Raw genomic sequence first — 24,728 nt, 5'->3', positions numbered from 1 at the left:
CCGACCAGAGGGCGTGCAGACTCGGCACACCATTCGACCGTGACCTTCACCGCACCACCGCTCCCCGGCTCCCGCCGTCCGGCCACCGGACGCCGCCGGGCGGTGACGCCCCCGGCGGTGACGACGGGGGCGGCGGGGGCGCGTCAGCCCGGGCGCACGGCGTAGCCGAGGAAGCGCTCGCCGCCCAGCTCCTCGACGGCGTCCAGGAGGGCGCGCACCGCCGTGGTGATCTCTCCCGCCCCCTGCCCGGCGGCGACGCGCTCCCCGATCTCGGTGTGCACGAGGGAGTGGAAGGCGGCGATCTGCGTGGCGACCAGGCGGGGCATCGGGTCGTCCGGTGCCGCACCCGTCCCGGCCCGCAGCTCGGCGGCGAGGACGTCGGTCATCCGCCGCCGCAGCCGTTCCAGCCGGGCGGTCAGCGCGGGCGTGGAGCACATCGTCCGGTACGTGCGGCCGAAGCCGTCGGTCAGGGCGCGCCGGCGGTCGGGGTCCCCGAGCTCGGCGCGCAGGTGCGCCAGCACGGCGTGCGCCGCCGACTCCCCGGGCCCCCGCCGCCGCACGACGTCCGCGAGGTGCTGTGCCGTCGTCTCCTCCGGCGGGAGGACGAGGTCCTCCTTGGCCGCGAAGTGGTTGTACACCGTGTTGACCGAGACCTCCGCCGCCTCGGCGATCTCGGCGACGGTGACGGCGTCGAACCCCCGGGCGGCGAAGAGCACGGCCGCCGCGTCGGCGACGCGCTGGCGGGTCTGGCGCTTCTTGCGCTCGCGGAGCCCCTCGGTCATGCGTCCGCAGCGTAGTGCGGACGCATGACCGAGGGATCGTGGGCGGGGCTCGACGGGGTGGCCTACGGGAGGAGTTGACGCGTGAGGGTGTCGGCGGCCCAGTGCTCCCAGCGGGCGGGGGTCCAGCCCTGCGTGGTGACCAGCAGCCCGTAGGTCTCCGGGCCGAGGAGGGCCAGGGCGACGTCGGCGGCCGAGGCCGCGTCGTGGCCGTCGCGCAGCGGGCCGTCGGCCTTGCGGACCAGGGCCTCGGCGAAGCGGAGCTGGACGGTGTGCCGCTGGCGCTGGTTGGTGCGCCACACCTGCGCCATCTCGGCGTCGGCGGCCGCCGCGCCCCGCACGACGTCCAGGACGGGCGCGGCCCGCTCCAGGACGGCGCGGGCGCCGGCCGCCTGGCGTGCGAGCTGCTCCCGCGCACCGGGGGCGTCGACGACCGCGCGGGCCCAGGGCCGGTCGAGGGTGGCGACGGGGTCCGCGTCGCCGGCGATCGCGGTGTCCAGCACCTCGGTGAGCAGGGCCCGCTTGGTGCCGAACGTGAAGTAGACGGTCTGGACGCCGACCTCGGCGGCGCGGGCGACGTCCTGCACCGTCGTGGCCGTCCAGCCGTGCTCGCAGAACAGTCCGGCGGCGGCGTCCAGCATGCGTCGACGCGTCCGCCGGGTCTTCTCGGCGCGGGTCACGGCGGCGGTCACGGCGGCTCCCTGGGCGGCTCGGGCGGGCTGCGGGCTTTGACTGTAGTCACACTACAGTGATACTCGTTGGAGCGTGACTACAGTGAATGGGCAGGTGCTGGTCGTGGGCGGCCGGGGAGCCGTCGGCTCCGTCGTGCGCACGACACTGGAACGGTGGTTCCCGGGCCGTGTGCGGACCGCCGGACGCAACCCCGGCGCCCACGGCGTCCGGATGGACGTGACCGACACCGACGGATTCCGCCGGGCCCTCGCCGGGGTCGGCGACGTCGCGGCCGTCGTGCTGTGCGTCCAGCCACCGGACGCCGGGCCCGCCACGGCGTGCCTGGAGCGGGGCATCCACCTCGTGGACGTGAACGCCGAGCCGGATCTCATGCGCCGGACCGCCGAGCTGGACGACCTCGCCGACGCCGCCGGAGCCACCGCGGTGCTCAGCGTGGGCCTGGCCCCGGGCCTGACGAACCTCCTCGCCGGGCGCGCGCACCACGCCGTGGGCGGAGCCGACCGGCTGGAGCTGACGGTGCTGCTCGGCGCGGGCGAACGGCACGGCGCCGACGCGGTGCGCTGGACCGTCGAGGCGCTGACCGCACCGCGCGGCGACGCCCGTCCGCGCCGCGTCGCGCTCCCCGGTCACGGGCGGCGGACGGCCCGCCCGTTCCCCTTCTCCGACCAGCACACGCTGCAAGGGACGCTCGGCGTCCCGGAGGTCGCCACCCGACTGTGCCTGGACTCGCGCCTGAGCACCGGCCTGCTGTTCGCCCTGCGTCCGGCAGCACGCCACCCCGCCCTGCGCCGGGCCCTGACGTCGATGCTGCCGCGGACCCACCTCGGCGGCGACGCCTTCGCCGTCCGCGCCGACGCCTGGCGGGCCGGACGCCACGCGGCCCTCGCCGTCACCGGCCGGGGGCAGGGCCGCGTCAGCGCACTGGTCGCGGCGCACGCCACCCGGGAGGTACTGGCCGGTCGGCTGCCCACCGGGGTCCGCCACATCGAGCAGTTGCCCACTCTGGCGGACCTGCCCGAACGCCTGGCCCCGGACGGGGTCGTCCTCCACTCACTCGACGGCACCGCGTCGCGGCGATCATGACGTAAGCGTGATCCGCGCGCGTCCGAACAGATGTGTGGCGCTGCTACCGTCGCGCGGGTCCGTCGCAAGATCGTTCAGGTGGGTTGCACAGTGGAGCAGGGGTCAGGGACCGGGAAGCCGGAGAGAGAACCGTCGATATCGGACGAGGAGTGGCTGCGGTTCCAGCGCGAGGGCGGAGACGTCGCGGACGTCCCCAAGGAACCCTCGGCACGGGCCCGGATGGTGGCGGCCCGGCTGCGGGAGCTGGACGCGGAGGCGGCCCGGCGGCAGCCCAGGCGGTGGTGGGAACGGAAGGCGAAGGAGCCCGAGCCGTGGCAGCCGGACGGCTGGCGCACGGGCCCGGCCTGGCAGGGGACGCGCGGGAGGCGGAACCGCTCCGGCCGGTGGATCGCCGGATTCGTGGCGCTGTTCGCGGTGAGCGCCGGCGTGGTGACCTACCTGGACGACGCCGCCCCGGGCCTCGACCTCGGGCGCGGCGGGGAGGCCGCGCCCCTGCCCGCCGAGACGGCCGCGCCGAGCGCCGCGCCGGCGGACGAGGTGTTCCCCGACCGGCCGACGCTGAAGGAGCCGTTCAACGGTTCGCCCGCGCAGCGCTGGGAGTCCGGGGCCGACGCCGTCGAACTGCCGGAGGCCGAGGCGGTCAACGGCGTGTCAGCGGAACGGGTGGCGGACGGGGCGCGGCTGCTGAAGGAGTTCCTCGTCGCGGCCAACCTCGACCCGGAGGTGCTGGCAGGCGGCGAGCCGACGGACGCGGTCGCGCTGCTGGACCCGATCGGCCGGGAACTGGTCCAGGAGACCCGGGAGTCGCTGGCGTCCCCCAGCAGGGAGCGGGACCCGCTGTGGCTGTTCTCCCGGTTCGACACCGACGAGGTGAACCTGATCGAGGACGTCCGGGTGCGCGGCCGGATGGAGGTGACCGCGGGCGAGGGCAAGGGGAAGGCCGTCATCGCGAGCGACTACTCCTTCGTCTACGCGGTGGAGAACGCCGACGTGCCCGGCGAGGTGACGCGGACGCTGGTCCGCAGGGAGATCCACGTGGAGGTCGTCGACCCGGCCCGCTGGGAGGCCACCGAGGGCACCCTCTGGCTCACGGAGTACAACATGGAGGTGGGCAACAGCTCCTGCTCGGTGTACGACGGACTGCTGCACCCGACGTTCGACTCCGACCGCATGGGCGACGGCGAGGCCACCGGCCCGACCGCCGACCCGTACGACCGCAGCGAGTCCCTGGGCGGCGAGGACGGCCTGGGCGAGGAGTGCGGCGTGGTCAGCCGCATCTGACCGGGGACCCGCGCGGCGCCGCGGTGGCCGGGGGCCACCGCGGCGCCGCGTCCGGCGCACGTCGCGCCGTCAGAACCGCCCGCGGTTCAGGGTCCGCTGAAGCGCGGTGGTGGTGGACGTTCCCCAGGCGCCGTCGACGTCCAGCCCCGCACCCCCCATCCGGTTCAGGTGCCGCTGCAACGCCCGGACCGACGCCGGCCCGAAGTCCCCGTCCACGACCAGGTCCGCGTGCGCCCAGCGGTTGAGGTGCCGTTGCAGGGCACGGCGGGAGGCGGGGCCCCAGACGCCGTCGGCGGGGGTGCCGATGGCCCGCTGGGTGGCGGAGATCGTCGCGGGGCCGAAGTCTCCGTCCACCGTCAGCCAGGCACCGCCGTCGACATAGGAGTAGTAGGCCCGCTCGGTGGCCGGGCCCCACAGGCCGTCCACGGTGACGCCGACGCGGCCCTGGAGCCACCGGACGCCCGCGTCCGTCTTCGGCCCCCAGACACCGTCGAGGCCCAGCGGCGGCGTGTACCCGAGCGAGTTCACCGCGCTCTGCTGGGAGATGACCGAGCGGACCGACGTCATGCCGCCGCCGGACGTGCCGCCGCCGACGTGCGCGGTGTAGGCGGCCTCGGTGGCCGGGCCCCACAGGCCGTCGGCGGTGACGCCGACGCGGCTCTGGAGCCACCGGACGCCCGCGTCCGTCTTCGGCCCCCAGATGCCGTCGACGTCCAGTGCGGGTGAGTACCCGAGGGCGTTGACGGCGCGCTGCTGGGCGGAGACCGAGCGGACGGAGGTCATTCCGCCGCCACCCCCGCCGTCGCTGGGCGGCGGGGAGTCACCGATCGGGATGTCGTCGGCGTCCATGCCGTTCTGGACCCAGGTGCGCAGGTCCGCGCCGGGGCAGGAGGTCGAGTTGCCGGGCAGTCCGCCATGGTAGGTGGGGGTGAGCGTCTTTCCGCTCAGTTCGTTGGCCTTGCGGTACAGCGCCCGGATGGTCGACTTGGCGGCCGGGGTGGCGTCGCCGTCCCGGCCGATGAAGCAGACGCCGACGTGGCTGGTGTTGTGGCCGCTCGCGTGGGCGCCGACCGTCAGCCAGCCGCGTCCCTCGTAGGCCCGGCCCCCGGCGTCCACGAGGAAGTTGTAGCCGATGTCGGACCAGCCGTTGCCGTCCATGTGGTAGTTCTGGATCTGCCGTGGCGTCTGGGTGGTGGGGCCGGCGGAGTAGTGGACGGTGAACCCGGTGCGGGCGGACCACGTCGTGCGCTCGTGGGCCACCGGAGGGCGGGCCCCCCAGCGGGACCGGGAGATGATGGTGACGCTGGTGGCCGGCGGCGGTGGCGCCGGGGGCTCCAGGGAGTCGTTGTCGACGTAGGGCTGGAGGTTGCCGGGGCACTCCGTGGCGAACACGTCCTGGTGCCCTCTGATCATGAGGCCCGCCGGGTAGGTGCGGTGCTCCCGCAGGTACTCGATCAGGTCCTTGATGGAGGCACGCATGGACGCGGAGGGCTGGTCCTCCTGCCCCAGGAGGCCGAGGATCGCGTAGAAGCCCTCGTTGGCCCCGACGCTCTCCGCGCGGCTGACGACGATGGAGCGCGTGCCGTTGGCGGCCGAGCGCACGTGCAGACCGCGCCCCTCGAAGATGTCGCCGTGCTGGCAGACGACGAAGTTGTAGGCGATGTCGTCGTACGTCTCCAGGTAGCCCGGCGCCCAGTCGGGGAGCCAGCCGCGCCACCCGGGGTCCATGTGCTTGCTCTGGATGTCCTTGACCATCCCGTAGCAGTGCAGCCCGCTGTCCGGGGGGTGACTGCCGCCCCCCATGTGGTGGATGACGACCCCGCCCTTCTGCGGGTCCCAGTTCCCCTCCACCGGTCTGCCCGGCTCCGCCTTCCACACGCTGCGATCGATGATGGTGACCATCAGTCCTCCGACTGTCCTTCGTGCCTCGCTGGGATGCCTGGCGGGGAGGGACGTCTGCTCGCGGCTCTCGGGACTGGGCAACGCGTCCGACCAGCAGAGCATCTTCTCTACTGGGAGGTCAACTCCTTGACCGGCGGTGCCTGTTCATGGATGGATGGAATCGGTGGGAGGGGGACACTGCGCGGTCACGTCGGGAACCGACCGAACAGTGAGGACATCGCATGACAACCGAAGACGCCGAAGACCGGGCCGTCGGCACCGACGACACGTCAAGACGTCGACAGCACAGCAGAGTTGACGGTCCGGGACAGCCGCACGGAACGCTCTCGCGCCGACGCGTCCTCGGGGCAGGGGCGGGCGCCTTCGCGGGCGCACTCGCCCTGTCCACCCCGGCCGCGGCCCTGCACCCGGTGGCAGCGGGCAGCGGACGGCCGGGTGCCCGGCCGGGCTTCGCACCGGTGCCGGTCGGTGAGGCCGACGCGCTCGTCGTTCCCGAGGGCCACACCGCGGAGGTCCTGGCCCCCTGGGGCGACCCGCTGGCGCCCTCCGGGCCCTCCTGGGCACCGGACGGTCGGAACACCGCCGCCGAGCAGGCACTCCAGATCGGCTCCCACCACCACGGCATCGCCTTCTTCCCCCTCCCGGCGGGACGAACCGGGTCGGACGGGCAGCGCGGCGTGCTGGCGATCAGTCACGAGGGCGCCGACCCGGCCCTGCTGGGCGCGGACGCCGGAAAGGTCCTGGCCGCTCAGGGCGTGACGCTGGTCGAGGTGACGCACCGCCGCCGCGCCGACGGGACGTCGAGGGGCTGGCGCACCGTCGGCTCCGCGCGCAACCGCCGGATCACCGGTGCCACACCGGTGGCGTTCTCCGGCCCGGCGGCCGAGGACCCGCGACTGGCGTCGGGGCGGGCCCCGCGCGGCACCCTCGCGTGCAGCGGGCACGGCGTCACACCGTGGGGCACGTACCTGGCGTCGGAGGAGAACGCCAACGCGTACTTCGGCACGTCCGAGCCGCAGTGGCAGCGCTCCGAGGCGGACGTCCGCTACGGCCTGAGCCGGAACGGCTTCGGCCACCCTCTGCACCGGCACGACCGCCGCTTCGACCTCGCCGCGCCGGAGCAGGAGTCCGAACGCTTCGGCTGGGTCGTGGAGATCGACCCGCTCGACGGGCGCGCGGTCCCGGTGAAGCGGACGGCGCTGGGGCGGTTCGCGCACGGCGGGGCCACGGTCGTGGAGTCCGCGGGCCGCGTCGTCGTGTACAGCGCGGACGCCGAGGACGGCGAGTACCTCTACAAGTTCGTGGGCGAGGGACGTTGGCGCGACCACCGCGCGGCGGGCCGGAGCCCACTCGACCACGGCACCCTGTACGTCGCCCGGTTCGCGGACGAGGGCACCGGCGAGTGGCTCCCCCTCGCGCAGGGCCGGGGAGCGCTCACCGCGGACGGCGGCTGGCCGGACCAGGCGGAGGTGCTGATCCGCACGCGGTTGGCCGCTGACGCCCTGGGGGCCACCCGGCTGGACCGGCCCGAGCGGGTCGCCGTGCGCCGCCCCGGCGAGGGCTTCCTCGCCCTGCCCGGCGGGAGCGGCGGCGCCTGCTGCGAGGAGGACCGGCACAGCGGCCACGGCGTCCGCACCGCCTCGGCGTTCGGCCAGGTCCTGCGGTGGACGGAGGAGGCGGGCGACGCGACGGCCCGACGGTTCCGCTGGGAGCGGTTCGTCTCCGGGGGCACGTCCGAGGCCGGCCCGGAGGGTGCGTTCGCCGCCCCCAAGGGGCTGTGGTGCGACGGCGGCGGCCGGCTGTGGATCTCCACCGGCGTCTCCGGTGCCGTGCTCAACAGCGACGAGGGCGGCCACGACGCCTTCGGCAACAACGCCCTGCTGGCCGCCGACCCGGACAGCGGTGAGGTGCGGCGGTTCCTCACCGGCCCGCGCGGAGCGGAGATCACCGGCGTCACCGCCGCGCCGGACGGCCGCACGCTGTTCGTCAACGTCCAGCATCCCGGCGAGCGCACCACCCGCTGGGGCTCCCCCGCCCGGAGCGGTCCGCGTGCGGTCAGCAACTGGCCCGACCGCGACCCGGGCGGACGTCCGCGCTCCGCCACCGTCGCCGTACGCCGCGTCGACGGCGGCGTGGTCGGGGCGTAGGACCGCTTGCGGCCGAGCCCCCGCCCAGGGGTGGGCGGGGGCTCGGCCGGGCGGGATCACAGGTAGGTATGGTGCGGTCAGGGGACCGTGTACTCCGCGTCGCCGAAATCCGCCACCACGCGGAGATGCCCGCCCAAAGCCTCTCCATAGGAGCGCTGAGTCAGCGACTGCTCCCGCCGGATCTCCGCGAGCTTGTACGCCCGCACTCGGACACCAGCCGGCCCATCGCCGCCTGCTTCTCCGCAGGCGTGCGAACCGACAGCCCGGCGGCCCTGCGTCGTTCGCGGGCCGCCCGCCTCGCGTCCTCCCAGCTGACCGCGTCACTCATGCGTACTCCCTGGTCTCCAGATCATCGAGGTGTGCAAGCACTCACCCTCGCCACTCATCGCTCATGCCTCGACACGAGACAGCACCGCGGCTTCCGGCCTGTACCACTCCGCCGGGGCGAGCGCAGCCCCGCCGGCGCGGGACCGACGGGGCTGCGGAGTGGCCCGGGGAGGCGGGGGGCTACGACACGGCGGCGGCCACCGGGCGAGCGGCGTCCTCACCGCTGTCCGGGTCGTCCAGGTCGAACGACGTGGCCGCGTCGTACTTCTCCCGGTCGAGGATCTTCTCGCGGGCGGCGACGACGACGGGGACGACGGCCTGGCCGGTGACGTTCGTGGCGGTCCGCATCATGTCCAGCACCGGGTCGATGGCCAGCAGCAGGCCGACGCCCTCCAGGGGCAGGCCGAGCGTGGAGAGGGTGAGCGTGGTCATGACCGTCGCGCCGGTGAGGCCCGCCGTCGCGGCGGAGCCGATGACCGAGACGAAGACGATCAGCAGGTAGTCCTGGAGGCCGAGGCTCACCCCGAAGATCTCCGCGACGAAGATCGCGGCCAGGGCCGGGTAGATCGCGGCGCAGCCGTCCATCTTGGTCGTGGCCCCGAACGGGACGCTGAAGCTCGCGTACTCCTTCGGCACGCCGAGACGCTCGACGGCCTTCTGCGTCACCGGCATGGTGCCCACCGAGGAGCGGGAGACGAAGCCCAACTGGATCGCGGGCCACGCGCCCCGGAAGAACTGCACGGGGCTGACGCGCGCGGCGAGGGCCAGCAGCAGCGGGTAGACGCCGAACATGACCAGCGCGCAGCCGATGTAGACGTCGGCGGTGAACGTGGCGTACTGGCCGATCAGGTCCCAGCCGTACTGGTTGATGGCGTTGCCGATGAGGCCGAGGGTGCCCAGGGGGGCGAGGCGGATGACCCACCACAGCGCCTTCTGGAGCAGGGCCAGCACCGACTCGCCGAAGGCCAGCAGCGGTTCGGCCTTCGCGCCGAGCTTGAGCGCGGCCACACCGGCGACGGCGGCCATGAACACGATCTGGAGCACCTTGAGTTCGGTGAACGGCGTGATGACGTCCGTCGGCACGATGCCGGTGAGGAAGTCCAGCCACGAGCCGGAGCTCTCCGGGCGCACGCCGTCCTCGGGGGTGAGGCCGGTGCCGGCGCCGGGGTCGGTGAGCAGGCCGATGGCCAGGCCGATCGAGACGGCGATCAGCGAGGTGGCCAGGAACCACAGCAGCGTGCGGCCCGCGAGCCGGGCGGCGTTGGAGACGTTGCGCAGGTTGGTGATCGATATCGCGATCGCGAAGAAGACCAGCGGGGCGACGGCCAGCTTCAGCAGCTGGACGAAGAGGTCACCGGTCTTCTCCAGGCCGGTGCCGAGCCAGTCGACGTCGGCGCTGCGGGCGAGCCAGCCCAGCAGCACGCCGAGGACGAGACCGGCGAGGATCTGCGCCCAGAAGGGCACCTTCGGCAGGCGGCGGAGCGAAGAGGTGGCGGACGACGGGGCCGACGGGGTCGCCGACGGCTCGGCCGGGGACGGCGTGGGGGACACGGACACACTCCGGTAAGGGTCGCGGAACGTACAGCACGGATGACACGAAGGAGGAGCGTCCGGGATTGTCGTCCGGACGCGGGGATGTCGCCAGACCTGCGGTCAGGGGCGACAGGCCGTCGTCCGACAGCGGCAGAGGTCGACGTGCAGCCGGGCCACGAGGGCGGCGCTCCGCGGGGCGGGGCGCGTCGGGGCTGCGTTCGTCATGGGCCTCACGCTAACACTGGGACTTATGGCCGCCCAAAGCCTTCCTTGGGGAGCCGGTGACGTGAGACGACAACACCCCTCCGGGCGTGGGTGATTCCCGAAGGGGTGCCGGCCGTGCTGTGACGAGCGTTACGCGACGCCGTCCTCCTGGTCGCGGTTGGCCGCGAGCCGTGCCTTGACGTTGTCCGAGACCTTCTCGACGCGCGGGGCGATCTGCTCGGCCATCGCGTCCCGCTGACGCCGCAGGAGGACGAAGCTGAGCGGCGCGGAGACGACGATCGCCAGCGCCACCAGCCACAGCGGGTTCGACTTGCCGATCCCCTCCGGGATCACGCCGACGTAGGCGAGCACCGCCAGGACGGCGAAGCTCGCGGCGAAGAGCCCCAGCCGCAGCAGGGTGTAGCGGAGCGCCGCCCGGGGGGTCGTGGTCGGGTTGCTGGTCACGGTGGTCTCTTTCTCGTCCTGCGGGCCCGGGGCCCGGCGGGCTGCGGGTCCTTCCGGTTCTGCCGGTGCTGCCGGCTCTGGGCGCCTCGTCACGTCAGGGGGAGCCACATCGTGATGTCGTCGCGGTAGTCGTCGTCACCGACCCTGATCGCCTCCGGCACCCGGCCGACCTCCTTGTAGCCGCACGCCGCGTAGAAGTGCTCCAGGCCCATGCCGCCACGGCAGGTGAGCCGGATGCCCCGGACGCCGTCCATCGCGCGGGCGGCCTCCTCGGCCGAGGCCATGAGCGCCCGGCCCGTGCCGGTGCCCTGGAGGTCCGGGTGCACCATCACGGAGTACAGCCACACCCAGTGTCGCATCAGGCGGTGTGTGTTCAGCGTGAAGAAGGCGGTGGCCTTCACCTCACCCGCCGCGTCGAGCCCGGCCAGGAGCCGGGTGCGTCCCTCGGACATGGCGGTGAGGTGCTTGAGGAGCTCCGGCCGGACGTCCTCGGCCGTCACCGGCGGGACGAAGCCGACCGCCCCGCCGGCGTTGACGACGTCCGCCCACAGCCGGCAGGCGCCGTCGACCGTCGCCCGGTCCATGCCGGGGTCGAGCACGTAGCGCATGGTGTCCGCCACCGGTCTCAGAGCCGCATCGGCTGCGGCGTCTCGCGGCGCCCGGCCTCCGGGCCCGGGTACTCGCGGACGATCTCGTAGCGGGTGTTGCGCTCGACGGGGCGGAAGCCCGCGTCCCGGATGAGCTCCAGCAGGTCCTCGCGGGTGAGCTTGTCCGGGGTGCCGAAGTCGTCGGCGTCGTGGGTGATCTTGTACTCGACGACCGAGCCGTCCATGTCGTCCGCGCCGTGCTGGAGGGCGAGCTGCGCCGTCTGCACGCCGTGCATGACCCAGAACACCTTCACGTGCGGCACGTTGTCGAACAGCAGCCGGGAGACGGCGAACGTCTTCAGCGCCTCGGCACCGGTGGCCATCGTGGTGCGGGCCTGGAGGCGGTTGCGGATCTTGCCGTCCTTCATGTCCACGAAGTCGTGCTGGTAGCGCAGCGGGATGAAGACCTGGAAGCCGCCGGTCTCGTCCTGGAGCTCGCGCAGCCGCAGCACGTGGTCGACGCGGTGGCGCGGCTCCTCGATGTGGCCGTAGAGCATCGTGCTCGGGGTCTTGAGGCCCTTGCTGTGCGCGAGCCGGTGGATGCGCGACCAGTCCTCCCAGTGGGTGGCGTGGTCCACGATGTGCTGCCGGACCTCCCAGTCGAAGATCTCCGCGCCGCCGCCGGTCAGCGACTCCAGCCCGGCGTCGATGAGCTCGTCCAGGATCTCGCTCGCGTCCATCCCGGAGATCGTCTCGAAGTGGTGGATCTCCGTCGCGGTGAACGCCTTCAGCGACACCGACTCCGGCAGCGCCTCCTTCAGCGCCCGCAGCGAACGCGGGTAGTAGCGCCACGGGAGCGTGGGGTGGAGGCCGTTGACGATGTGCAGCTCGGTGAGGTTGTCGCCCTCCATCTCCTTGGCGAGCTTGACGGCCTCCTCGATGCGCATCGTGTAGGCGTCCTTCTCCCCCGGCTTGCGCTGGAAGGAGCAGTACGCGCAGGACGCGGTGCACACGTTCGTCATGTTGAGGTGACGGTTGACGTTGAAGTGGACGACGTCACCGTTCTTGCGGGTGCGGACCTCGTGGGCCAGGCCGCCGAGCCAGGCCAGGTCGTCGGACGCGTAGAGGGCGATGCCGTCCTCGCGGGTCAGCCGTTCGCCGGCGCGGACCTTCTCCTCCAGCTCGCGCTTGAGCCCAGCGTCCATGCGTCGCGCCTCCTCGGGTCTGCGCGGGCCTCCGCTCGCGCGCTTCCAGCTCGCAGCATCCCGAGCGTACGCCACCCCTATTCGGGGCAAGCCGGGCGGGGTGGCGCCGCGTGACGGGACGGCCCACCGCGCACCGGGGCGCGTGCCGCGCCGGCCCTCAGGCCCCGAGGGCCTCGCCGCCCGGCAGCTCGCCGACGCGGTTCTCCCACTTCGTGGAGAGCACGATCGTCGTGCGGGTGCGGGAGACGCCCTGGGTGCCGGACAGCCGGCGGATGGTCCGCTCCAGGCCGTCGACGTCCGTGCCCCGCACCTTCAGCATGAAGGAGTCGTCACCCGCGATGAACCAGCAGTCCTCGATCTCCTCCAGCTCGCGCAGCCGGTGGGCGACGTCGTCGTGGTCGGTGGCGTCGGACAGCTGGATGCCGATGAGGGCCGTGACGCCGAGGCCGAGGCTCGGGGCGTCGACGGTGGCGCGGTAGCCGGTGATCACCCCGGCCGCCTCCAACCGGTTGATCCGGTCCGTCACGCTCGGCCCCGACAGGCCCACCAGCCGGCCGAGCTCGGCGTAGGAGGCCCTGCCGTTCTCCCGCAGCGCCTGGATGAGCTGTCTGTCCACGGCGTCCATGCGTCGCCTCGCCCTTCAGTTGTCCCGCACGAGCTCTCTTCGGTATCAGAATCTAAGCCATGGAGGGCGGTGTACCTGCGCTACCCAGCCCGCCCCGCCACCGCTGGTACAGCCGGTGCGGCACCCCCGCCGCGTCCAGCGCCCGTCCGGCGACGAAGTCCACGAGGTCCTGGATGTGCCGCGCACCGGCGTAGAAGGCGGGCGAGGCGGGCAGGACCACGGCCCCCGCCCGGTCCAGCGCGACGAGCTGCTGGAGCGTCGGCCCGTTCAGCGGGGTCTCGCGGACGGCGACGACCAGCGGGCGCCGCTCCTTCAGCGTCACGCTCGCCACCCGCTGGAGCAGGTCCTTGGACAGCCCGAGCGCCACCCCGGCGACGCACGCCGTCGAGGCCGGGACGATCAGCATGCCCCGCGCCGGGTAGGACCCGGAGGACGGTCCGGCGGCCAGGTCACCGGCCGGCCAGTGCCGCACGAGCTCCTCGGGGGCGTCCTCGGGCAGCGCGTCGGGGAAGGCGTCGGGGCTGCCGTCCGCGCCCCGGGCCAGCCAGCGCCGCAGGTCCTCGCGCCAGTGGGCGTCCCGGAACGGGTGGCCCGTCTCGTCCAGCAGGGTCAGCCGGGCGGCCCGGCTGACGACCAGGTCCACCGGCTCCCCGGCGGCGATCAGGGCCCGCAGGACGGCGGCGGCGTACGGCGTCCCCGAGGCACCGGAGACTCCGACGATCCAGGGGCGGCGTGGCTCGGCGTCGATCACACGTCGAGCCTACGGGCTGGGGTGCCGTGCCGTCGGAGCGCCCCGACGGGGTGCCGATGCGGGGTGCCGGTGCCGGACGCCGGGTGCCGGCGGTGACAATGGGGCGAACCAGCCGACGCACCACGTGCTCGCCGAGCCGCCCGGGAGTCCGCCATCACCGCTCGCACCGGAACGCCCCGCCGCCTCCGCGGCCGGGCGCTCACCGCCGTCGTCGCCCTGCTCGCGTGCACGGGCCTGCTGGCCGGGGCCCTGGCGTGCACGGCCACCGAGAAGCTGACCACCGCCGTCCGCACGAAGGCCGCCGTCGACCGCCTCGGCGCGAACGAGGCCGTCTCGGTCACCGCGCGGCTGGAGGGCACCCCGGAGGAGGTCCACGCCTACCTCCGGCAGCGCACCGGTGCCGACACCGGCGAGCGACGGCTGCGCGAGCAGGCCCGGCTGCTCGCCGACCTGGAGGTGGCTCTCGCCGTCAAGGCGGACAAGCCGCTGCGCGACCTGGGCCGGTCGGACCGGGTGGACACGGCGGCGGCCGTCAGCTTCGGCGGCCGGGACGTCCTCGGGGTCAAGTCCGTCGACCACGAGCTCTACGTGCGGGTGGGCCTCGCGGCCCTCGCGGCGGAGGTGGGTCACCGGGGGCCGGTGCTGCGGCACGTGCCCGAGCTGGAGCGGCTCACCGACGAGCTGCCGTCGTCCCTGAACGTCGCGCAGTCCGCCCTGCGCGGCGAGTGGGTGCGGGTCGACTCCGCCGAGTTCGGCGAGTTCGCCGAGGTGCTCGGCGGCGGTGCCGACACCCCCGCCGAGCGGCTGGCCCGCTCCACGTCCGTCCTCACGACGGCCGAACTCCAGCACCAGCTCGCGGACGCCCTGCGCGACACCCTCAGCGCGCACGGCTCGGTCCGGGCCGACGGCGAGCGGGACGGCGCCGAGCACGTGACCGTCACCCTTCCGGGGCGGGCGGCCGGACGCACCCTGGCGGCCGCGCTCGACCCGCTGCGCTACTACCTGGGCGAGCCGGACCTCACCCCGCTCACGGACGCCCCCGACCGTCCCGTCCGGCTCGACCTGGCGATCCGGCACGGCGCCCTGTCGTCGCTCACCGTCGACCTGGGCCGGCTCGACCGCCGCAACCCCGACGGCCCGGACGCGGCGACCCTGCCGCTGCGTCTGGACTTCGCCCCCGGCGAGGTCGCCTACGTCGCCGCGCCCTCCGTCGCGCAGCTTCACCCCCAGGACCTGCTCGCCGCGCTGACGTTCGTCACCCTCCGCGAGCCGGAGCTCTCCTCCCTGTTGCACACTTTGCGTACGCTGGATCTGTAAACACGCCGGGCGGATGGGGGTCTGCATGTCGTACGGACCGCGCGGGACGGGCACCCAGCCGTCGCGCCGCTCGCGGGCGGTCACCGCGGGAACGTTCATGCTCTCCTGGGCCGCGCTGCTGTGGTTCCTGACCGCCCTGGACGGCTCCAGCGGGCTCATCGTGAGCGAGTACGGCATCCAGCCCCGGGAGACCGACGAACTCGCCGACATCTTCCCCGCCGCCTTCCTGCACTTCGGCTGGGACCACGTCGCCGCGAACACCCTGCCCCTGGTGATCTTCGGCTTCCTGGCAGCCGTGCGCGGCCTCGGCCGGTTCGTCGGCGTCGTCCTCGTCATCATCGTCACCAGCGGGCTCGGCGTGTGGCTGACGGCTCCGGACGGCACCAACACCGCAGGCGCCTCCGGCGTCGTCTTCGGCCTCTTCGGCTACCTCCTGGTGCGCGGCTTCGTCGAACGCGACGCGCTCGACATCACCGTGGGCATCACCGTGCTGCTGCTCTACGGCTCGATCCTGTGGGGCGTCCTCCCCACCACCTCCGGCGTGTCCTGGCAGGGACACCTCTTCGGCCTGATCGGTGGGGTGATCGCCGCCTTCTGGCTGCGCCGCACTCCCCCGCGCCGCCGCCCGGCCCCGTACGGCGCCGGGCCGAGCCCCTGGAGCTGACGGCTCCGGCCCGCTTGCGCCGACCGGCCCGCACCGCGGGCCCGGTGGACGTCGCTCACCCCCGTCCACCCCCCGGACGCCTCGTGGAGCGGCGAAAGGGACGGCTGGCACAATCAGGGGCATGGCCCGCCCTCCGGCACCGCCCACACTCCGCGCCGGGGTGTTCTCCGCGGTGTGCGTGCTTCCGGCGGCCGTCGGCCACGTGCTGATGTCCCACTCGCTGCCGTTATGGGCGCCGATCACGGCCTTCCTCGTCACCGCCGCCCTCAGCCTCGCGCCGGCCCGCCGCGAGCGGGGCCCGCTGGCCGTCATCGGCTCCTCGGTCCTCGTCCAGACCCTGCTGCACATGGCGTTCTCCCTCGTGCAGGCACTCACGGGCCCGGCCATGCCGCACCCGGCCGGGCACACCGGGTCCGAGGGGCACGCCGCCCCGGGCGGGCCCGGCGGGCCGCACGGCCATCCGACGCTCGGCGGGCACGGCGGCTGCGGTGACGGCATGGCCGGGGCGACGGTCCCCGCCGCCCCCGCCCACCCCGGCATGACCGCCGGGCAGGACGTCCCCGGCCTCGACCCCTGGTCCCTGCTGACCCACGGCTCGGCCGGGATGACCGCGGCCCACCTCCTCGCGGCGACGATCACCGGCTGGTGGCTGTGGCGCGGCGAGACGGCGGCCTTCCGCATCGGGCGCGCGCTCGTCGCGGCCCTCTTCGAGCCCCTGCTCAGCCCCCCGTGCCGGGCCCGCGTCCCCTTCCCCGAACTCCGAGCCGTCCCCGGCGGCACGGAGGACGCCGTCCCCCGCGAGGAACGGCACCTGCGGCACGCCCTCTCCCGGCGAGGCCCGCCACCCCGTCCCGCCGCCGTCGTCGACGTCGACGGGACGCCACCCGCACCCCCGAGGACCGGCCCGGTGCTCGCGGTCGGCTGACCACCGCCGCACCACCCCGCCGTGCCCCGCCGTGCCCACGGCCGCTCCCCACACCTTCGACGACGGCCGCGCCCACGTCACGCCGGCCCGGGACGGGCCGGTTCCACCGGGGCCGGGCTGCCCCAGCGCGGCCCCCCTTGGGAACGAAGGAACAGGGATGCACTCCGTGCCCGAACCCGTTCCCGGACGCGTCGCGACGCGTCCGGGAACCTCCCACGACGAGAAGGTGACCCGCTGGGCGCTCGCCGCGCAGCGGGGCGACCGGGTCGCCGCCGAACGCTTCGTGCGCGCGACCCACTGGGACGTCTGGCGCTTCGTGGCCCACCTGAGCGGGGACGTCCACGCCGCCGACGACCTGGCGCAGGAGACGTTCGTCCGCGCCCTGCAGAGCCTCCACGGCTTCGCGGGCCGCTCCTGCGCCCGGACCTGGCTGCTGACGATCGCCCGCCGGGTCGTCGTCGACCAGCGGCGCCGGGCCTCGTCCCGGCCGCGCATCGCCGAGGTCGACGACTGGCAGGCGGCCGTGGAGCGGACGCAGGGCGAGGACGGCAACGGCTTCGAGGAGCTGGTGGCCCTGCGGGACCTGATGGACGCGCTGGACCCGCCACGGCGGCAGGCGTTCGTCCTCACCCAGCTCGTCGGGCTGTCCTACGCGGACACGGCGGAGCTCGTGCGGTGCCCGGTGGGCACCGTCCGCTCCCGCGTGTCCCGGGCCCGGCGCGAGATGACCGCCTCGATCAGGACCGCGTAGGGAGGCGCGGCCCCGCAGGACGGCGTCCCCGGGGGCGTGGCCCGCACGCCGCGCCCCCGGGGCGCCCCGACCGAGCACACCCGAGAAGACGCACAGCGAACCGGAAAGGTGAAGCACCCATGACACCGGAGATCGAAGCCGCCTTCGCGGCCCTGACCCAGGAGTACGGCCCCGGCTCCCTGGACCGGGTCGAGCGCATGCTGGAGCCCGGCGGGACGGGGCGCGAGCCGCTCCAGGAGAAGGCCCGCTGGGTACTGCCGGGCATATCGCCCCGACCCTGGCACGACCCGTACGAACACCCGGAGATCAAGCCGCTGGTCGACGCGCTGGAGACGCACCACGGCGCCATCCGCGCGGAGTTGGCCACGGCGTGGGCCGACCGTCGCGCCATGTTCGGCGACTACGAGCACTACCTCCAGCGGCAGACCGACTGGCAGGCCCTCTACCTCTTCCGGGACGGCGCCACCGTGCCGTCCTCGGAGGACGCCGTCCCGACGACGGCACGGATCCTGCGGGAGCACGCCATCGAACCGGGGCTGCTCTCACCGCTGCTGGAGTGCCACTTCTCCACCCTGCTCCCGGGGGCGGCCATCGCCCCGCACTGCGACCTGTGGAACTTCACCATCAACCTCCACCTGGCCGTGGACATCCCGGAGGGCTGCGGCATCCGGGTCGCGGAGGAGACCCGCGCCTGGGAGCAGGGCAGGTGCCTGCTGTTCGACTACTCCTTCGAGCATGAGGCGTGGAACCACGGCACCGAGCCCCGGACCTGCCTGCTGATGGACCTGTGGCACCCGGAGACCACCGTGTGCGAGCGGCGCGCGCTGACCGTCCTGGTCACCGAGGTCCGCAAGCTCATGGGTGAGGGCTCATGACCGGGAGTTGAACTCCGCGATCGTCACGGTCGTGGCCACGGCCTCCACCTCGCCGCTGACGGCGAACCGGAGGACGAACCGGACCGGCTGCCCGGGCTTCAGCCCGGGTGGCCGGTTCAGCATGATGTTCCCCTCCCAGGGGTCCATGCGGACCTCCGCCCCGGCCGGCACGGGCAGCGAGTCCAGCGGGCGCATCGAGCCGGCCCCGTCCCGGACGAGGACGCGGCTGAGCATGACGCCGTCGGGGAGGTCGGGCGAGGACACCGACAGCAGCCGGTCGGCCCCCTCGCCGGTGTTGCGCAGGGTGAAGTAGGCCGAGCCCTGGAGGTCGTTGGTGGGCTCCAGGACCATGCCGTCGACGACGGCGATCTCCGGGCGGCCCTCACCGGCGGCCCCGGTGGCGGTGTAGAGGGTGAGCAGGAGCAGGGTGACGGCGGCGGCGCCGAGGGCGGTCAGCGCGGTACGGACGGCGCTCATGCGAGACGGCTCCTCACGGGACGGTCGGCCCCCGGCGGCGGCCCGGTGCGGGGCGCCGCCGCCGGTGCCGGACGGAACCCGCGCAGCCGCAGGCTGTTGCCGACGACGAGCAGGGAGCTGGCCGACATGGCGAGCCCCGCGAACATCGGCGTGAGCCACCCGGTCGCGGCCAGCGGCACGGTGACGACGTTGTAGCCGAAGGCCCACAGCAGGTTGACCCGGATGGTGCCGAGCGTGCGCCGGGTGAGCCGCACGGCGTCGGTGATGCCGCGCAGCCCGCCGTGCACGAGGGTGAAGTCGGCGGCCCCGATGGCGGCGTCGGTGCCGCTGCCCATGGCGATGCCGAGGTCGGCCGCGGCGAGCGCGGCGGCGTCGTTGACCCCGTCGCCCACCATGGCCACCCGGCGTCCCCGGCCGCGCAGTTCGGCGACCTTGGCCGCCTTGCCCTCGGGGGTGACCTCCGCGTGGACGGTGCGGATGCCGGCCTCCCGGGCCGCCGCCTCGGCCGCCGCCCGGGAGTCGCCGGAGACGAGCACCGGCTCGATGCCCTGACGGCGGAGGGTGTCCACGGTGCGGTAGGCGTCGGGGCGCAGGGTGTCGCCGAGGGCCAGCACGGCCACGGGACGCGCGTCGAACTCCACCACGACGGCGGTGCGTCCGGCGGCGTCCGCGCGGCGCAGCGCGGCGGCGAGGGGTTCGGGCAGGGCGCCGCCCGTCCGGGGACGTCGCACGGCGACCGTCCGCCCGGCGACGCGGCCCGTGACGCCGACGCCCGGCTCGGCCCGGAAGTCCGTCGCGCGAGCGGGGGCTTCGGTGGATGCGAGGCGTTCGGCGGCGGCCACGACGGCGCGTCCGACGGGGTGTTCGGACCCGGCCTCGACGGCCGCTGCGACCCGCAGGACCTCCGCCGCCCCCGGCCCCCCGGCGTCCCCGGGGCCCCCGTCTCCGTCGGGTGCGCCCAGCACCGTCGTCTCGTGCAGCGTCATGCGGCCCGTGGTGAGGGTGCCGGTCTTGTCGAAGAGCATGACGTCCACCCGGCGGAGCCGTTCCAGTGCCTCCGGGCCGCGCACCAGCACGCCGAGCTGGGCGCCGCGTCCGGTGGCGGCGAGGAACGCGGTGGGGATGGCGAGGCCCAGGGCGCAGGGGCAGGCGACGACGAGGACGGACGCGGCGGCCGTGGCGGCGGCCGAGGCGTCGGCTCCGGCGCCGAGCCAGAACCCGCAGGTGGCGACCGCGACGGCGAGGACGGCCGGCACGAAGACCATCGAGACGGCGTCGGCCAGCCGCTGCGCCCGCGCCTTGCGGGCCTGCGCGTCCGTGACCAGCCGGGTGATGCGGGCGAGTTGGGTGTCGGCGCCCACGGCCGTCGCCCGCACGACGAGCAGACCGGAGGAGTTGACGGCGGCCCCGACCACCCGGGTGCCGGGCCCGGCCTCGACGGGGGCGCTCTCCCCGGTGACCAGGGAGAGGTCGAGCGTGGAGTGCCCGGAGACCACCTCGCCGTCCGTGGCGACCTTCTCGCCGGGCCGGACGAGGAAGTGCTGCCCGACGCCGAGTTCCGCGACGGGGACCCGGGTGCCCGTCCCCGTGCCGCCGACGGTGTCGTACAACTCGACGTCGCGGGCGCCCAGTTCCGCCAGGGCCCGCAGGGCGGCCCCCGAGCCGGACCGGGCCCGGCCCTCCAGCCACCGCCCCGCCAGCACGAACAGCGTGACGGCGACGGCGGCCTCCAGGTACACGTGCGGGGTGCCGTCGTCGGCCCGGGGGACGGGCGAGAAGTCCATGCGCATGCCGGGGTCCCCGGCGCCGCCGAGGAAGAGCGCGTAGCAGGACCAGGCGTAGGAGGCGCTCACCCCGAGGGAGACGAGGGTGTCCATGGTGGCCGTCCCGTGCCGCAGACCGCGCACCGCGCGCCGGTGGAAGGGCAGGGCGCTCCACAGCACGACCGGGGTGGAGAGCGCGAAGCACAGCCACTGCCAGGCGTCGAACTGGGCGGCGGGCACCATCGACAGGAAGATCACCGGTAGCGCCAGGTAGGCGGTCGTCAGGAGACGTCCCAGGTCGGCGACGTCGCCGGGGCCGTCCGTGTCGGTGGCGTCGGTCGCGTCGGTGGCTGGGGCGGTGGTGTCGGCGTGCGGGGTTCCGGCGCTCCCGGCGCCGGGCGGGGCGACGCGCCGGGCGGTGTAGCCGGCCTGCTCCACCGTCTCGACGAGGCGGTCCACCGTGATCCCGGGGGCGTGGCCGACGTGGGCCCGGCCGGTGGCGAGGTTCACGGCGGCCGAGGTGACCCCGTCCAGCCTGGTCAGCTTCCGCTCGACGCGGCCGACGCAGGCGGCGCAGGTCATGCCGCCGACCGCCAGTTCGGTGACGAGCGGCCGGTCCGGTTCCTCGGTGGTGGGCGGGACCGTGCTCATCCGTGCCCGCCTCCCCCGTGTCCGGTGCCGTCCTGGCCGGGGGCGTCGGGGCTGTGCAGGCCCGGGGCGACGGGCCCGGCGGCGGTGCCCACCGCGTAGGACGCGGCGAAGACGGCGGCGAGCAGCAGCAGGAACGCGGCCGTCCCGTACCAGGCGGAGAGGACGGTCGGGGCGGGGCGGACGGTCGCGGGGGCGGTCGCGGGGACGCTCCCCGCGCGTTCCCCGGTGGGGCCGGACGGTGCGGACATGACGACGGCTCCCTCGGTGCGGGCCGTGGACGGCCCTGACGACGGTTCAAGGGCTGCGCCAGGCTATTACGCGGCACACCCTGAAAACATCGGAAACCTTCCTGTAGAAACTCGGAAGGGAGCGGCTTACCGCCATTCGCGTACCCTTCGCCGAAAGCTCGGGAACTTTTTCGCTCCGCCATCCGACTTCCTCTCAATACCCTGCGGGAAGTCCACCCGGGTTTCGGCCATTCGCGTCGACCCCGCGGGTCTCCGTTCCAGTTCCCGGCGGTGGCATATTCGTCTGGAAATCACCGAACGCACCTCCGCGAATACCCTTGGGACGCCCTTCGCGCAAGAGGGATTCCACCCTGTCCGAAAGTGTGTGACCTGTTTGCCCCCGAACACGCGTCGGGTGAGAGTGGAGCGACCGGAGCGAGAGCTTCAACGGTTATGCGGCGACACGGTCAGCGTGATTCATGTCACCGCGTACCGCGGCATTGTGTGTTCAGGGGGAGAGCACGATGGAACGAGGGGAAGACACGCGTCCCGTGCCGTCCGGCGCGGACCGGACCGCCGGCCCGGCGGGCGGAGGACGTGCACGGGCCCAGCTGGCGGTGCTCGCCGCCGCGCAGTTCGTCATCGCCGTCGACTTCAACATCGTGCACGTCGCGCTGCCGAGCATCGGCACGGCGGCCGGCTTCTCCGAGCACGACCTCCAGTGGGTCGTGAGCGCCTACGTCGTCGTCACCGGCGGCTTCCTGCTGTTCGGCGGACGCGCCGCCGACCTGCTGGGCAGGCGCCGGATGTTCGTGACGGCGGCCCTGCTGTACGCGGTGTCCTCACTGGCCGGCGGAGCCACCGACGAGCCGGGCGTCATCGTCGCCGCCCGCGCCGCCCAGGGGCTGGGCGGCGCCCTCCTCTTCCCCGCCACGCTCTCGCTCATCAGCACGTTGTTCGCCGAGGGGCCCCCGCGCAACCGGGCGCTCGCCGTGTGGGGGGCCATGGGCGCCTTCGGGCTGTGCGCCGGCTCGCTGGCCGGCGGGGTGCTCGTGGACGCCTTCGGCTGGGCCGCCGTCTTCTACGCCAACATCCCGCCCGCGCTGGCCATCGCCGCGGGTGCGCTGCTGCTCTTCCCGGCGGACCCCGCGCGGGAGCCCGGCCGACGGTTCGACGCCCCCGGCGCCGTGGCGGTGACGGGCGGCGCGACGCTCCTCGTCTACACCGTCGTACGCGGTCCGCAGGCGGGGTGGGGCAGCGTGGAGGTGCTCACGGCCGGCGCCCTCGCCCTGCTGCTGCTCGCGGCCTACGTCCGGCGGGAGCGGCGCTGCTCCGACCCGCTCACCCCGCCACGGCTGCTGCGCGCCCCCGGGGTCCGGACGGCCGTGCCCACGGCGCTGGTCTTCGGCGCGACGTTCAGCGCGCTGCCCTACTTCCTCACGCTCTACCTCCAGCGCGTCGCCGGGCTGGACCCGCTGGCCACCGGTGCGGCCTTCCTGTGGCCCGCCCTGGTGGTGGCCGTCGGGGCGCGGGCCGGCGAGTGGGCGGTGGGGCGGCTCGGGCCGAACGCCACCCTGCGGCACGGGCTGGCCGCGGGCGCGCTCGGCACGGCGCTGCTGGCCGTCGCCATGAGCGAGGACGGCGGCTACCCCGTCCTGCTGCCCGGCCTGACCCTGCTCAGCCTGGCCCAGGGCGCGGTGTGGACGGCGCTGTGGATCGTCGCGGCCGACGGGATCGAGCCGGGCGACCAGGGCGTGGCCTCCGGGACGGCGTCCACCGCGCTCCAGCTCGGCGGGGCGCTGGGCCTGGCCGTCCTGGTCGCCGTCGCCAACGCCGGGGCGTCGGGGGCCGACGGCGGTGCCTCGGCGGCGGCCGGCGCGGACGGGCTGCGCACGACGGTGTTCGTCGTCGCCGGGACGCTGCTGGCCGCCGCCGTGGCCTACGCCGCCCGTCGCAGGGGGCCGCGGAAGGCGGCGGGGACCCTGCGGAGCTGACCGCGCGGTCGCCGTCCCGCCCCCTCCTCCCGACGACCTTCCGACCACCTCCCGATCCCTCCGAACCCGATTCCGCCGTGGCGGCTGTGACCCGCGCCGCACGGTTTCCCCCTCAGGCGAGAAGGAGTTGCCCTTCCATGGCCCAGACCTCCCCGTCGGCCCCCTCCGTCGCGGTGCTCTGCGGCCTGGGCGGCTGGGTGCCGCCCAGGATCGTCGACAACGCCGAGCTGTCCGCACGTCTCGACACGACGGACGCGTGGATCACCGAACGCACCGGCATCCGCCACCGTCGGCACATCGAGCCCGGGCAGGCCACCTCCGACCTGGCCGTCGAGGCGGGACGGCGGGCCGTGCGCTCGGCCGGGGGTGCGCCGCCCGACGCCGTCCTCGTGGCGACGACGACGCCGGACCGTCCCTGCCCGGCGACGGCGCCCGTGGTGGCGGCCCGGCTCGGCCTGGCCGGGGTGCCCGCGTTCGACGTGGCGGCCGTGTGCACCGGATTCCTCTACGCGCTCGCCACGGCCTCCGGACTGCTGGCGACCGGGGCCGCCCGCCGGGTGCTGGTGATCGGGGCGGACGCCTACTCGACCATCGTCGACCCCGGGGACCGCACGAACGCGGTCATCTTCGGCGACGGCGCCGGGGCCGTGGTGCTGCGCTCCGGTTCCCCCGAGGAACTCGGCGCCCTCGGCCCGTTCGACCTGGGCAGCGACGGCGCCGGGGAGGACCTCATCACCGTCCGGGCGGGCGGCTCCCGGCAGCGCTCGGCCGGGGACGACGGTCCGCCCGCCGGGCCGGAACGTTTCTTCGAGATGCACGGCCGGGCCGTCTACCGGCACGCCGTCGTCCGCATGAGCGGCTCGGCCCGGGCCGTGCTCGACGCGGCGGACTGGAAGTCCGACACCGTCGCCCACGTCGTCCCGCACCAGGCCAACCTGCGCATCCTGCGCTCCGTCGTCGAGCACCTCGGGCTGCCCGAGGAGCGCCTGGTGACCAACATCCGGGACCTCGGCAACACCGGCGCCGCCTCCGTCCCGCTGGCCCTGTGCGACGCGGCGGCCGACGGCCGGCTCACGCCGGGCGACGGTGTCCTGCTCACCGCCTTCGGCGGCGGTCTGACCTGGGGCTCGTGCGTCCTGCGCTGGCCCGCGTTGCCGCCGACCGTCCGCCCCGCCACCCCAGCGGACCCCCCGACCCCCCGCCCCGGCACACCGGGGACCCCCACCCCGAAGGAGCAGCACCCGTGAACGACACGACGACCACGCTCGACCGGCTGATCGCCGTCGTCGAGGCGCTCGACCCGCAACTGGCCGACGCCGACCCCGACGCCACCTACCAGGCGCTCGGCCTCGACTCCCTGACGCTGACCGAGATCAGCATGCGCATCGAGAGCGACTTCGAGGTCCCGGTGGACGACACCGAGATCACCGAGGAGTTCAGCCTGCGCAGCACCGCCCGGCTCGTCGACGACAAACTCGCCCACCGCACGAAGGAGCAGTGAC

Annotated in this window: 23 protein-coding genes; 11 read left to right on the top strand and 12 right to left on the bottom strand. The window is 74.5% G+C overall.

Annotated features, from left to right (window positions below; translation table 11 throughout):
- Positions 1-143 precede the first annotated feature (143 nt).
- Both IF129_RS21015 and IF129_RS21010 read right to left on the bottom strand, forming a co-directional pair.
- On the bottom strand, positions 144-782 hold the full coding sequence (locus IF129_RS21015; RefSeq protein ID WP_191211321.1) for a TetR/AcrR family transcriptional regulator: 639 nt from the start codon (positions 780-782) through the stop codon (positions 144-146).
- 62 nt (positions 783-844) lie between these two features.
- Positions 845-1,471 (bottom strand): TetR/AcrR family transcriptional regulator, encoded by a 627-nt coding sequence (locus IF129_RS21010; protein WP_318153869.1) that lies wholly within the window; start codon positions 1,469-1,471, stop codon positions 845-847.
- Between the two features lie 73 nt (positions 1,472-1,544).
- On the opposite strand from IF129_RS21010, the gene IF129_RS21005 reads away from it, so the two are divergent.
- Positions 1,545-2,555 (top strand): saccharopine dehydrogenase family protein, encoded by a 1,011-nt coding sequence (locus tag IF129_RS21005; protein ID WP_318153868.1) that lies wholly within the window; start codon positions 1,545-1,547, stop codon positions 2,553-2,555.
- A 78-nt stretch (positions 2,556-2,633) separates the two neighbouring features.
- Positions 2,634-3,836 (top strand): hypothetical protein, encoded by a 1,203-nt coding sequence (locus tag IF129_RS21000; protein WP_318153867.1) that lies wholly within the window; start codon positions 2,634-2,636, stop codon positions 3,834-3,836.
- Between the two features lie 69 nt (positions 3,837-3,905).
- Here the strand turns inward: IF129_RS21000 and IF129_RS20995 are convergent, their stop codons facing one another.
- Positions 3,906-5,738 carry a peptidoglycan recognition protein family protein gene (locus IF129_RS20995; RefSeq protein WP_191211320.1) on the bottom strand — a complete coding sequence of 611 codons (1,833 nt, stop codon included), beginning with the start codon at positions 5,736-5,738 and terminating at the stop codon, positions 3,906-3,908.
- A 221-nt stretch (positions 5,739-5,959) separates the two neighbouring features.
- On the opposite strand from IF129_RS20995, the gene IF129_RS20990 reads away from it, so the two are divergent.
- Positions 5,960-7,885, top strand: coding sequence for a PhoX family protein (locus IF129_RS20990; RefSeq protein WP_191211319.1), 1,926 nt, complete (start codon positions 5,960-5,962; stop codon positions 7,883-7,885).
- Positions 7,886-8,392: 507 nt separating this feature from the next.
- On the opposite strand, the gene IF129_RS20985 is transcribed toward IF129_RS20990, so the two are convergent.
- The 6 genes from IF129_RS20985 to IF129_RS20960 all read right to left on the bottom strand — a co-directional run bounded on the left by IF129_RS20985 (position 8,393) and on the right by IF129_RS20960 (position 13,582).
- Entirely contained in the window at positions 8,393-9,763 is a 1,371-nt protein-coding gene (locus IF129_RS20985) for a dicarboxylate/amino acid:cation symporter (RefSeq protein WP_191211318.1), read from the bottom strand.
- A 336-nt stretch (positions 9,764-10,099) separates the two neighbouring features.
- Positions 10,100-10,414 (bottom strand): DUF4229 domain-containing protein, encoded by a 315-nt coding sequence (locus tag IF129_RS20980; RefSeq protein WP_191211317.1) that lies wholly within the window; start codon positions 10,412-10,414, stop codon positions 10,100-10,102.
- Between the two features lie 89 nt (positions 10,415-10,503).
- On the bottom strand, positions 10,504-11,022 hold the full coding sequence (locus IF129_RS20975) for a GNAT family N-acetyltransferase (protein WP_191211381.1): 519 nt from the start codon (positions 11,020-11,022) through the stop codon (positions 10,504-10,506).
- Between the two features lie 17 nt (positions 11,023-11,039).
- Entirely contained in the window at positions 11,040-12,206 is a 1,167-nt protein-coding gene (gene mqnE / locus IF129_RS20970; RefSeq protein ID WP_191211316.1) for an aminofutalosine synthase MqnE, read from the bottom strand.
- Between the two features lie 157 nt (positions 12,207-12,363).
- Complete coding sequence (locus tag IF129_RS20965) at positions 12,364-12,831, bottom strand: Lrp/AsnC family transcriptional regulator (protein ID WP_191211315.1); 468 nt, start codon at positions 12,829-12,831, stop codon at positions 12,364-12,366.
- A gap of 52 nt (positions 12,832-12,883) precedes the next feature.
- Entirely contained in the window at positions 12,884-13,582 is a 699-nt protein-coding gene (locus IF129_RS20960; protein ID WP_381481553.1) for a UbiX family flavin prenyltransferase, read from the bottom strand.
- A gap of 456 nt (positions 13,583-14,038) precedes the next feature.
- Between IF129_RS20960 and IF129_RS20955 the strand changes: the two genes are divergently transcribed.
- The 5 genes from IF129_RS20955 to IF129_RS20935 all read left to right on the top strand — a co-directional run bounded on the left by IF129_RS20955 (position 14,039) and on the right by IF129_RS20935 (position 18,114).
- Entirely contained in the window at positions 14,039-14,899 is an 861-nt protein-coding gene (locus IF129_RS20955) for a hypothetical protein (protein ID WP_191211314.1), read from the top strand.
- Positions 14,900-14,924: 25 nt separating this feature from the next.
- The gene (locus IF129_RS20950; protein WP_191211313.1) at positions 14,925-15,563 is read left to right on the top strand and encodes a rhomboid family intramembrane serine protease; all 639 of its coding nucleotides are present in this window, start codon (positions 14,925-14,927) and stop codon (positions 15,561-15,563) included.
- A gap of 121 nt (positions 15,564-15,684) precedes the next feature.
- Complete coding sequence (locus tag IF129_RS20945) at positions 15,685-16,488, top strand: hypothetical protein (protein WP_191211312.1); 804 nt, start codon at positions 15,685-15,687, stop codon at positions 16,486-16,488.
- A 157-nt stretch (positions 16,489-16,645) separates the two neighbouring features.
- The gene (locus IF129_RS20940) at positions 16,646-17,239 is read left to right on the top strand and encodes a sigma-70 family RNA polymerase sigma factor (RefSeq protein WP_191211311.1); all 594 of its coding nucleotides are present in this window, start codon (positions 16,646-16,648) and stop codon (positions 17,237-17,239) included.
- 119 nt (positions 17,240-17,358) lie between these two features.
- Positions 17,359-18,114, top strand: a complete 756-nt coding sequence (locus IF129_RS20935; protein WP_191211310.1) for an aspartyl/asparaginyl beta-hydroxylase domain-containing protein — start codon at positions 17,359-17,361, stop codon at positions 18,112-18,114.
- On the opposite strand, the gene IF129_RS20930 is transcribed toward IF129_RS20935, so the two are convergent.
- The 3 genes from IF129_RS20930 to IF129_RS20920 are packed head-to-tail and all read right to left on the bottom strand — an operon-like array spanning position 18,109 to position 21,253.
- Positions 18,109-18,591: a copper chaperone PCu(A)C gene (locus IF129_RS20930; RefSeq protein WP_191211309.1), complete on the bottom strand. Its 483-nt coding sequence runs from the start codon at positions 18,589-18,591 to the stop codon at positions 18,109-18,111. The two genes, IF129_RS20935 and IF129_RS20930, sit on opposite strands and share 6 nt — an antisense overlap.
- Positions 18,588-21,005 (bottom strand): heavy metal translocating P-type ATPase, encoded by a 2,418-nt coding sequence (locus tag IF129_RS20925; protein ID WP_224755333.1) that lies wholly within the window; start codon positions 21,003-21,005, stop codon positions 18,588-18,590. The genes IF129_RS20930 and IF129_RS20925 overlap by 4 nt, the downstream gene beginning before the upstream one ends.
- On the bottom strand, positions 21,002-21,253 hold the full coding sequence (locus tag IF129_RS20920) for a hypothetical protein (protein ID WP_191211395.1): 252 nt from the start codon (positions 21,251-21,253) through the stop codon (positions 21,002-21,004). Before IF129_RS20920 ends, IF129_RS20925 begins: the two co-directional genes overlap by 4 nt.
- A gap of 503 nt (positions 21,254-21,756) precedes the next feature.
- On the opposite strand from IF129_RS20920, the gene IF129_RS20915 reads away from it, so the two are divergent.
- The 3 genes from IF129_RS20915 to IF129_RS20905 all read left to right on the top strand — a co-directional run bounded on the left by IF129_RS20915 (position 21,757) and on the right by IF129_RS20905 (position 24,727).
- Positions 21,757-23,226, top strand: a complete 1,470-nt coding sequence (locus IF129_RS20915) for an MFS transporter (protein WP_191211308.1) — start codon at positions 21,757-21,759, stop codon at positions 23,224-23,226.
- Positions 23,227-23,363: 137 nt separating this feature from the next.
- Positions 23,364-24,473: a beta-ketoacyl-ACP synthase III gene (locus tag IF129_RS20910; protein WP_191211307.1), complete on the top strand. Its 1,110-nt coding sequence runs from the start codon at positions 23,364-23,366 to the stop codon at positions 24,471-24,473.
- A complete protein-coding gene (locus tag IF129_RS20905) occupies positions 24,470-24,727 on the top strand; it encodes an acyl carrier protein (protein WP_191211306.1) in 258 nt (85 codons plus the stop codon). Before IF129_RS20910 ends, IF129_RS20905 begins: the two co-directional genes overlap by 4 nt.
- Position 24,728 lies beyond the last annotated feature (1 nt).

The organism is Streptomyces chumphonensis (assembly GCF_014779715.1).
Classification (GTDB): domain Bacteria; phylum Actinomycetota; class Actinomycetes; order Streptomycetales; family Streptomycetaceae; genus Streptomyces; species Streptomyces chumphonensis.
This window is presented reverse-complemented; position numbering and strand designations above follow the sequence as displayed.

Coding starts and splice junctions, on each gene's coding strand:
- IF129_RS21015 (WP_191211321.1), bottom strand. CDS start 782: ATGACCGAGGGGCTCCGCGAGCGCAAGAAGCGCCAGACCCGCCAGCGC.
- IF129_RS20995 (WP_191211320.1), bottom strand. CDS start 5,738: ATGGTCACCATCATCGATCGCAGCGTGTGGAAGGCGGAGCCGGGCAGA.
- IF129_RS20990 (WP_191211319.1), top strand. CDS start 5,960: ATGACAACCGAAGACGCCGAAGACCGGGCCGTCGGCACCGACGACACG.
- IF129_RS20975 (WP_191211381.1), bottom strand. CDS start 11,022: ATGCGCTACGTGCTCGACCCCGGCATGGACCGGGCGACGGTCGACGGC.
- mqnE (WP_191211316.1), bottom strand. CDS start 12,206: ATGGACGCTGGGCTCAAGCGCGAGCTGGAGGAGAAGGTCCGCGCCGGC.
- IF129_RS20965 (WP_191211315.1), bottom strand. CDS start 12,831: ATGGACGCCGTGGACAGACAGCTCATCCAGGCGCTGCGGGAGAACGGC.
- IF129_RS20950 (WP_191211313.1), top strand. CDS start 14,925: ATGTCGTACGGACCGCGCGGGACGGGCACCCAGCCGTCGCGCCGCTCG.
- IF129_RS20945 (WP_191211312.1), top strand. CDS start 15,685: ATGGCCCGCCCTCCGGCACCGCCCACACTCCGCGCCGGGGTGTTCTCC.
- IF129_RS20940 (WP_191211311.1), top strand. CDS start 16,646: ATGCACTCCGTGCCCGAACCCGTTCCCGGACGCGTCGCGACGCGTCCG.
- IF129_RS20935 (WP_191211310.1), top strand. CDS start 17,359: ATGACACCGGAGATCGAAGCCGCCTTCGCGGCCCTGACCCAGGAGTAC.
- IF129_RS20930 (WP_191211309.1), bottom strand. CDS start 18,591: ATGAGCGCCGTCCGTACCGCGCTGACCGCCCTCGGCGCCGCCGCCGTC.
- IF129_RS20925 (WP_224755333.1), bottom strand. CDS start 21,005: ATGAGCACGGTCCCGCCCACCACCGAGGAACCGGACCGGCCGCTCGTC.
- IF129_RS20920 (WP_191211395.1), bottom strand. CDS start 21,253: ATGTCCGCACCGTCCGGCCCCACCGGGGAACGCGCGGGGAGCGTCCCC.
- IF129_RS20915 (WP_191211308.1), top strand. CDS start 21,757: ATGGAACGAGGGGAAGACACGCGTCCCGTGCCGTCCGGCGCGGACCGG.
- IF129_RS20910 (WP_191211307.1), top strand. CDS start 23,364: ATGGCCCAGACCTCCCCGTCGGCCCCCTCCGTCGCGGTGCTCTGCGGC.